The 7,589-nt window shown below is 32.6% G+C and carries 8 protein-coding genes and 1 pseudogene; 3 read left to right on the top strand and 6 right to left on the bottom strand.

The genetic code is table 11. The features are described from left to right. The first annotated feature begins 61 nt into the window (after positions 1 to 61). Positions 62 to 979 carry a PhzF family phenazine biosynthesis protein gene (locus tag KPL50_RS20545; RefSeq protein WP_216300407.1) on the top strand — a complete coding sequence of 306 codons (918 nt, stop codon included), beginning with the start codon at positions 62 to 64 and terminating at the stop codon, positions 977 to 979. 126 nt (positions 980 to 1,105) lie between these two features. Here KPL50_RS20545 and KPL50_RS20550 read toward each other — a convergent pair whose 3' ends face one another. Both KPL50_RS20550 and KPL50_RS20555 read right to left on the bottom strand, forming a co-directional pair. Next, a complete protein-coding gene (locus KPL50_RS20550; protein ID WP_216300408.1) occupies positions 1,106 to 1,537 on the bottom strand; it encodes a hypothetical protein in 432 nt (143 codons plus the stop codon). Next, a complete protein-coding gene (locus KPL50_RS20555) occupies positions 1,524 to 1,889 on the bottom strand; it encodes a hypothetical protein (RefSeq protein WP_253200737.1) in 366 nt (121 codons plus the stop codon). Before KPL50_RS20555 ends, KPL50_RS20550 begins: the two co-directional genes overlap by 14 nt. Positions 1,890 to 2,181: 292 nt before the next feature. Here KPL50_RS20555 and KPL50_RS20560 point away from each other — a divergent pair. Beyond that, positions 2,182 to 2,727: pseudogene (locus tag KPL50_RS20560) on the top strand (DsbA family protein); the annotation flags it as partial. 42 nt (positions 2,728 to 2,769) lie between these two features. Here KPL50_RS20560 and KPL50_RS20565 read toward each other — a convergent pair. The 4 genes from KPL50_RS20565 to KPL50_RS20580 all read right to left on the bottom strand — a co-directional run bounded on the left by KPL50_RS20565 (position 2,770) and on the right by KPL50_RS20580 (position 6,922). Continuing rightward, positions 2,770 to 4,146, bottom strand: coding sequence for an aldehyde dehydrogenase (locus KPL50_RS20565; RefSeq protein ID WP_216300410.1), 1,377 nt, complete (start codon positions 4,144 to 4,146; stop codon positions 2,770 to 2,772). A gap of 186 nt (positions 4,147 to 4,332) precedes the next feature. Continuing rightward, a complete protein-coding gene (locus tag KPL50_RS20570) occupies positions 4,333 to 5,136 on the bottom strand; it encodes an ABC transporter permease (RefSeq protein WP_216300411.1) in 804 nt (267 codons plus the stop codon). A gap of 2 nt (positions 5,137 to 5,138) precedes the next feature. Continuing rightward, complete coding sequence (locus tag KPL50_RS20575; protein ID WP_216300412.1) at positions 5,139 to 5,942, bottom strand: ABC-2 family transporter protein; 804 nt, start codon at positions 5,940 to 5,942, stop codon at positions 5,139 to 5,141. Beyond that, positions 5,939 to 6,922, bottom strand: a complete 984-nt coding sequence (locus tag KPL50_RS20580; RefSeq protein ID WP_216300413.1) for an ATP-binding cassette domain-containing protein — start codon at positions 6,920 to 6,922, stop codon at positions 5,939 to 5,941. The genes KPL50_RS20575 and KPL50_RS20580 overlap by 4 nt, the downstream gene beginning before the upstream one ends. Positions 6,923 to 7,109: 187 nt before the next feature. On the opposite strand from KPL50_RS20580, the gene KPL50_RS20585 reads away from it, so the two are divergent. Beyond that, positions 7,110 to 7,430 (top strand): hypothetical protein, encoded by a 321-nt coding sequence (locus tag KPL50_RS20585; protein WP_216300414.1) that lies wholly within the window; start codon positions 7,110 to 7,112, stop codon positions 7,428 to 7,430. Positions 7,431 to 7,589: the final 159 nt, after the last annotated feature.

The raw sequence follows: 7,589 nt of genomic DNA on the forward strand, positions 1-7,589 counted from the left end.
ATTAGATAATATAATCTAAAAATATATCTAAAATCTCGCATTAGAGAGGAATGAATTCTTAATGAAAAAAGTTATTTATCAAGTAGACGCCTTCTCAGCTGTGCCCTTTGGAGGTAATCCAGCTGGTGTAGTACTAAATGCTATGGGATTAAATCATACCCAAATGCTTAGGATTGCCAGGGAAATGAATTTATCTGAAACTGCCTTTATTTTTCCACTAAAAAATGAAGACGCAGATTATGAAGTAAGATTTTTTACCCCTACCCAAGAGGTAGACTTATGTGGTCATGCCACAATTGCCTCTTTTTTCGCCTTAGCTTCAAAAGGCATTATTACCGGAAGGGATAATGTTAAAATTGTAAAACAAAAAACTAAGGCTGGTATCCTTCCAGTTGAACTTTATTTTAAAGATAATGAAATCCATAGTGTAATGATGACTCAAGCTAAACCTAAATTTCTTTTTAATGTTGAAGACGTCTGTGAACTTGCTGAAATCCTGGGGATCAATACAGGTGATATAGGGGTTGAAGACTTTAATCTTATTCCTCAAGCTGTGTCTACCGGACTTACTGATATTATACTTCCAGTTAAAAGCCTAGCTGCATTAAAAGCCATAAATCCAGACTATAAAAGATTAGCCCAATATAGTAATATGTTAAATATTATTGGAGTTCATGCCTTTACTTTTGAAACTGAGGAAGAATCCTCTACTATAGCTTGTAGAAACTTTGGTCCTGCTGCTGGCATAGATGAAGAAGCTGCCACAGGAACTTCTAATGGAGCACTTGGAGCATATCTAGTGAAAAATAATGTGCTTAAATTTAAAAATAATATAACTATAATCTGTGAACAGGGCTACTATATGAATAGACCGAGTAAAATAATCGTAAGACTGGAAGGGAGCAAGGATGACTTAACAGTAAAGGTTGGTGGTAAGGCGATTATTGTTAGAGAAAGTGAAATACTTTACATGGAATAAATATAGTAGTTATTATTTAAGCCGCTAGAATGCTTCTTCTAGCGGCTTTTACAGTTTAAATAAACAAGTCCAATAAAGTATGTAGAATGATTTTTTATTTTCGTTTTACCTCCCCTACAAAATTTGTTATTTCCTATTATATTTCATGAAAATCTGTTCTACTGCTTTTCTACTTTCAAGCTCTATATGTTGCAAAAGGATATTATACAGTTTTTTATCTACTTTTATAGCTATATATTTCTTTGTTATTTCAACCTTACTTATATCATTAAACATAATAACCTTACCCTTTGATGCAAAGTTACTATTAAGTTCAAATCTATCCTTTTCAAAGGTCAAATAATTTAAACTTTCCAGTCTTCTAAGTTTTATTATAAAAGATATTGAAAATCCTATAGAAACGACTGTGACCATGAAGAAAATTGCTACAATTCCAGTTTTTCCACGAACAAATGATGCTACAACTCCTATTAATAGTGCGAAACTCATTAAAATACTAAATGCACCTTGCTTCATAGCTATTTTTTTTGTTACTTTACTAAATTTAATTTCTTTCATATTTTTCCTCCTCACACAATCTCATATCAACTGAAAATTCACTATCTCTTATTTCTATATGTGTTTCATTATAATCCATTTCGAAATTCGCCATAGTAGAATGAACTCCACTGTCGCTTAAAAAGTGTATCGTACATATATTATTATCTTCTATTATGCAAAATCTAATAAGTATGCTTTTAACTGATGGGAATTGCACTCTAGACTTTATGTACTTAGGAGCATTATATAAATTCAGATTCACACATCTATTACCTATTGGAATTATTAAATCCAGGTTATATTCATCCTTTTGTATTTCCCTTACTTCGAAATCGCTGTCTATTTTCAGATTGCTTTTTTCAAAAATCATAAGTGCCTCCATTAAAAAATTTAATATAACTAATTTATTTACAACATATTATATCATATTTATTTGATTATGCCTTGCTTCCAATCTTTTTATATTACTTTACAAAATTATTTAATTTTAGAATATTAATTAAATAATTATTATTACTTGAAAATAATTATCATTATGTTTATAATATAAATAAACAATACAAATTAATGACAAGATAGATTAATCTTATAAAAAATTTGGAGGTATTATTATGAGTATACAAATTAAAATTTTCTCCGACTATATTTGACCCTTCTGTTATGTCGGCAAAGGTATTGTCGAAAAGCTAGAAAAAGAATACGACCTAGATGTTCAATGGTTAGGACTAGAGATACACCCTGAAACTCCTGCCACCGGCGTAAATCTTAGCGAAAAATTCAGTAGATCTAATTTAGATAATATGTTAAATGGCCTTAATCATTCCGGCTCACTTTATGGAATTAACTTTGGAAAATTAGAAAGAATGCCTAATTCTCATAATGCATTAGAAGCTGCTGAATTTGCTAAAGCCCACGGGAAGTCAAAAGAGTATCATTCCTCACTAATGGATGAATACTTTCGAGATTTAAAGGACATTGGGAATTTAGAGGTACTTGGTGACTTAGGTAAAAACCTTGGTCTAAATAAAGAGGAACTTATTAATGCTGTTAAAAATAGAGCTTATGAAACTACTTTAAATAATAGCAATAAGGATGCTCATAGCATGGGAATTAATAGCACTCCTACTTTTGTTATAAATGACAAATACTCTATAGTCGGTGCCCAACCTATAGAAGCATTCAGAACAATATTAGATAAAATCAAATAAAACAATAAGCCTTGCATTTCGCAAGGCTTATTTAGCATTATATTATTTCATAAGTTTCTTCAACAATTTAATCTTATCATTATATGGTGCATATCTTATTTTGACATCTATAAGATTGCTCTTTTTTGTCACACTTTTTTTGTGAGAAAAAACATCATAGCTTCCTTTTCCATGATAAGCAGTCATACCACTAGCCCCCACTCCGCCAAATGGTAAATACGGCGATGCTACATGCATAATTGTATCATTTATGCATCCTCCACCATAAGGAATCATTTCAATTATCCGATCTTGGCTTTTCTTATTAGTAGAGAAAAAATATAATGCTAGAGGTTTAGGTCTTGAATTAACCATTTTTATGACCTGGCCTAAATCCTCAAATTCCAGAATTGGAAGAATAGGTCCAAATATCTCATCTAACATAACAGGGTCATTCCAGGTTATATTATCAATAATAGTTGGTGCAATATATTTTTCTGTCTTATTATATTCCCCACCTATTACAATGTTCCCACTACCTAATAATCCAACAAGCCTATCAAATTGCCTTTCGTTTATTATCCGTGGAAAATCATTACTCTTTGCTGGATTTTCCCCGAAGAATTCCTTGATGTATCCTGCTATTTGGGTTAAAAGTTTTTCTTTAATACTTTGGTGTACTAATATATAATCCGGCGCAACGCAAGTTTGTCCTGCATTTAAGAATTTGCCCCAAGCTATTCTTTTGGCCGCTAGCTTTAAATCAGCATCTTTGTCCACTATGCAAGGACTTTTCCCCCCCAATTCTAAGGTTACAGGAGTGAGATGTTTTGAAGCTGCCTCCATTACTATTTTGCCAACAGGTACACTACCTGTAAAAAATATATAATCGAACTTCTCTTTTAAAAGTGCCTCAGAAGATTCTTTACCACCGTAAGCTTCAACAACCGTAACAAACTCCTCTGAGAAGCTCTCTTCTATTATTTTTATGAGAACTTCAGTGGTCTTTGGAGCATTTTCGGAGGGTTTTAGCATAGCACAATTGCCTGCGGCTATAGCTCCAATTAAAGGCGCCATTAATAATTGAAATGGATAATTCCAAGGTGAAATAATTAAACTAACCCCATAAGGCTCAGAATATATATAACTTGAAGCTAAAAAATTTGTTAAGGGTGTTCTTACTTTTTTAGTTTTTGACCAGGACTTTAAATGCTTTACGGAAAAATTTATCTCATCTAAAATTATTCCTATTTCAGTAGCATAGGCTTCAAATTCAGATTTATGCAAATCAGCCCATAGAGCCGCTAATATTTGTTTCTCGTTATTTTTAATAGACCTTTTTAGAGTACACAATTTCTCTATACGAAAATCTAAATCTCTTGTTACTCCAGTATTGAAATAATCCCTTTGCTTTTCTAAAACCATCTGTATATTATTCATTACTCACTGCTCTCCCCCTAATAATATTTTTCTTGACTGGTTTAAGTTTTCCTCATGAGGTGGTTTTTCACTGCTCATAATTAAACTCTATTCTTTTGTTTAAACTATTAAACATAGTCTAGTCTTTTTTATTTCATTTGACAATAATTATTAGCATAGTCACATGAAATAAATCTATTGGAGTTTTTAGCTTCCAGTAGATTTATAATGCCTAACTCCAAATTTAAACACCTGCAATGCAATAATGAAAAAAACTATTCCTACAATGGGTGATAACCAAGGCAACCAACCTGGTGAATTTAAGGGATCAGTTTTATTTAAAATTCCCATGGCAGGGAAATAATTAACGCAGGCTAGCGGTACAACAAAGATAAAAAACTTTCTAAACCAAGAATCATATATAGTTACAGGAAATTGAGCTATCTCAACGCCCCCATAAGTAACCATATTAACAACTTCCAGGCTCTGAACAGACCAAAAGGATAAAGTGGCTTGTAGCACAAATAACCCCGAGAACAAAAATGCTCCTCCAAATATTGAAATAATTATAAGCATAACCTTAATAAAGCTTAAGTTATTATTTAGGGACCACATAGCCCAAGAGAGTACTATGAACCCCTGTGTAAATCTACCTATTCTCATTAATTGAAATTCCTGTCCAATAATTTGAAGTACAAGGCTTCTAGGCCTCAAAAGTATTCTGTCAAACTCCCCAGTTCTAACCTTACTATCAAATGTATCAAACCCTCTAGCAGCTGTTTCTGCTATAGCAAAAGCCATGTGTATCATTCCATAGAAAAGTGCAATCTCAGGTAAATTCCACCCTTTTATAGCACCAAACCTATCAAATAAAACCCAAACACCTATAAAGTCTATAAAGGTTATTGCAAAGTGAGCTATGGCCATCATAATAAAGGATGCTTTGTATTGCATTTGACTTTGAATTGAAACGCTTATATATCTTAAATAAAGTTTAATAGCATTTATCATATCTAACCCCCTTGTACCTCGACACGTTTTAATCCTCGTGAAACTAACCATTTCCCGTATAAAATCAGTATCCATGTCCAAATGAGCTGATGGAAAAGGAATGGCACTATACTACTTGGCTTTATATGCCCTAAATAAAATCTCATAGGTGTATCTACCAACCCACTAAAAGGAAGTATTCTAAGTATTGGTTGCATCCAGGTCGGGAATAGTGGTAATGGTACTATCATACCAGAAAAAACCATAACTACCGCAGGCAATAGTCTTTTAATCCCATCTCCTGATATAGTCCAGAGCATAGAGATGTTAAATAAATTGGTTATAGCACAAGAAAGTAACAACGCACCTATGGTAACTAAAATCCATGCTCCAAAGGAAGATAATGAATTTGGTGGCTGCATACTGTACTTTTCTGGCAAGAAAAATAGTGTGACTATAAACAAGGGTATTGCGCGAAGTAAGGTAGGTGCGGTTCTTTGTGCAAATGCCCTACAAAACCAATGATTATATAAATCTATTGGTCTGCAAAGTTCATAAGCCACATTGCCGGAACTAATTATTTCTTGAATTTCAGCGTCTCCATTCCAAGGTAGCATCCCTAAAAAAGCTTGACTAATCCATATGTATGTAACTGTTTGTGCATAAGACATAGGTTGAGTGGTCGAAGTAGAGGCATAAAATGCGGCAATAACCATAACTCTAACAAACCCAAATAAAAATTGTGTGCACATCCCAGCTATAGCTGCAACCCTATACTGTATTAATAACATAAACCTTAATTTTACGATGGACATATAGGCTCTCATATCTTAAATTCTCCGTAGAATTTTGCAATTACTTCATCTATAGGTGGATTTTCAATAAACAAATCTTTTATCTTATATTTAGCTGATATATTCCCTATTAATTGAGCTGGAGTTATTTTGTCTGGATTGAAATCTAAATAAGCTCTACTTCCTTCCACTTTTACTAAAGTGGCCCCTTCTATAGATATTCCCAGAATTTGTTCTTCTAAATCTATTATAAGTCTACGTTCTTTAGACACTGTATTTCTAATCTCATTAACTGTTCCATCTAAAAGAATTTGACCTTTTCCAATCACCATAACTCTAGAACATAGTGCCTCAATATCATCCATATCATGAGTTGTTAAAATAACAGTTGTCCCATGTTTTTTGTTAAGGTCTTTTATAAATTCTCGTGCAGCAAGTTTTGATACCGCGTCTAAGCCAATGGTTGGTTCATCAAGAAAGAGAATTGGCGGTGTATGAAGTAATGATGCTGATATTTCACATCGCATCCTTTGACCTAAGCTTAATTGACGTACAGGCACTTCTAAGATTTGCTGGAGCTTTAATCTTTCAACTAATTCATCTTTAGTTGTCTTATACTGTTTTTCAGGAATATTATATATATCCTTTAAAAGTTCAAAGGAATCAATTACAGGCAAATCCCACCAGAGCTGCGAACGTTGTCCGAATACAACCCCTATTTTTTTAACGTGAGAAATTCTATTCTTCCAAGGTACATTACCTAAAACCTCACAGTGTCCTGAATTCGGCACAAGAATTCCGCTTAATACTTTAACTGTAGTGGATTTTCCCGCTCCATTAGGGCCAATATATCCTACTAATTCTCCTTCGTCCAGTTTAAATGAAATTCCTTCTAAGGCCTTTACAGTAGTATATTCCCTATGAATAAGTCCTTTTGTGGCATTCCATAAACCTGTTTTACGTTTAGCTATTTGAAAGGTCTTTACTAAGTTCTCAACAATGATTTGCGGCATAATACCCCCCTCATGTTTTTCATTATTTTTACATTTTAAAATAATAGAATTATATATTACCAAAATAATCTACTAATGTAAATACTTATATTTTTATAGTTTAGTTTCAATTTTTATAAATATTTTGCGTAAAAGCAATAATCATTGGTTACACTAAATATGAAAAATTCTTTTGGAGGTATATTTTATGAAAAATTTTCTTATTTCAGCTATAGTAGATGTAATAATAATTTTCTCTTCTTATTTTCTATTTAGAAGTGTTATAAGTGGACCAACTCGTCATAGATTATATGAAAAATTTATGAGTTCTTTCGCAAAATTTGTAATTATTATTTTTGTAGCTAGTGCACTAGTTACGGCTCTTACTGCGCTAGTTTTATACAAAACCCGATATATAGTATATATCAACATAGTAGCTCCTGCCCTTGTATCTATACTGGTAGGTTTCGTTATGTCTACAGTACCCACTAGAGGTGTTGGTGATAAAGAAAAGGATGCTAAAAAATAAATATAGAGCAGTTTTTCGCAGGAAATTAAGAAAATATCCTCCGAAAAACGAGGCCACTGAAAAACTATAAGAAACGTCATCAATTTTGAGATGACGTTTTTTTTGAGCAATTTTTTAATTCAAAAAGGATTTTTGATGTTTATGTCGAATATGTATAGT

Source organism: Clostridium sp. CF012, assembly GCF_018861755.1.
In the GTDB taxonomy this organism is placed as follows: domain Bacteria; phylum Bacillota; class Clostridia; order Clostridiales; family Clostridiaceae; genus Clostridium_AD.

Bases quoted from the DNA above. Each gene is read 5' to 3' on its own strand.
- KPL50_RS20545 (WP_216300407.1), top strand. From the start codon at position 62: ATGAAAAAAGTTATTTATCAAGTAGACGCCTTCTCAGCTGTGCCCTTT.
- KPL50_RS20550 (WP_216300408.1), bottom strand. From the start codon at position 1,537: ATGAAAGAAATTAAATTTAGTAAAGTAACAAAAAAAATAGCTATGAAG.
- KPL50_RS20555 (WP_253200737.1), bottom strand. From the start codon at position 1,889: ATGATTTTTGAAAAAAGCAATCTGAAAATAGACAGCGATTTCGAAGTA.
- KPL50_RS20565 (WP_216300410.1), bottom strand. From the start codon at position 4,146: ATGAATAATATACAGATGGTTTTAGAAAAGCAAAGGGATTATTTCAAT.
- KPL50_RS20570 (WP_216300411.1), bottom strand. From the start codon at position 5,136: ATGATAAATGCTATTAAACTTTATTTAAGATATATAAGCGTTTCAATT.
- KPL50_RS20575 (WP_216300412.1), bottom strand. From the start codon at position 5,942: ATGAGAGCCTATATGTCCATCGTAAAATTAAGGTTTATGTTATTAATA.
- KPL50_RS20580 (WP_216300413.1), bottom strand. From the start codon at position 6,922: ATGCCGCAAATCATTGTTGAGAACTTAGTAAAGACCTTTCAAATAGCT.
- KPL50_RS20585 (WP_216300414.1), top strand. From the start codon at position 7,110: ATGAAAAATTTTCTTATTTCAGCTATAGTAGATGTAATAATAATTTTC.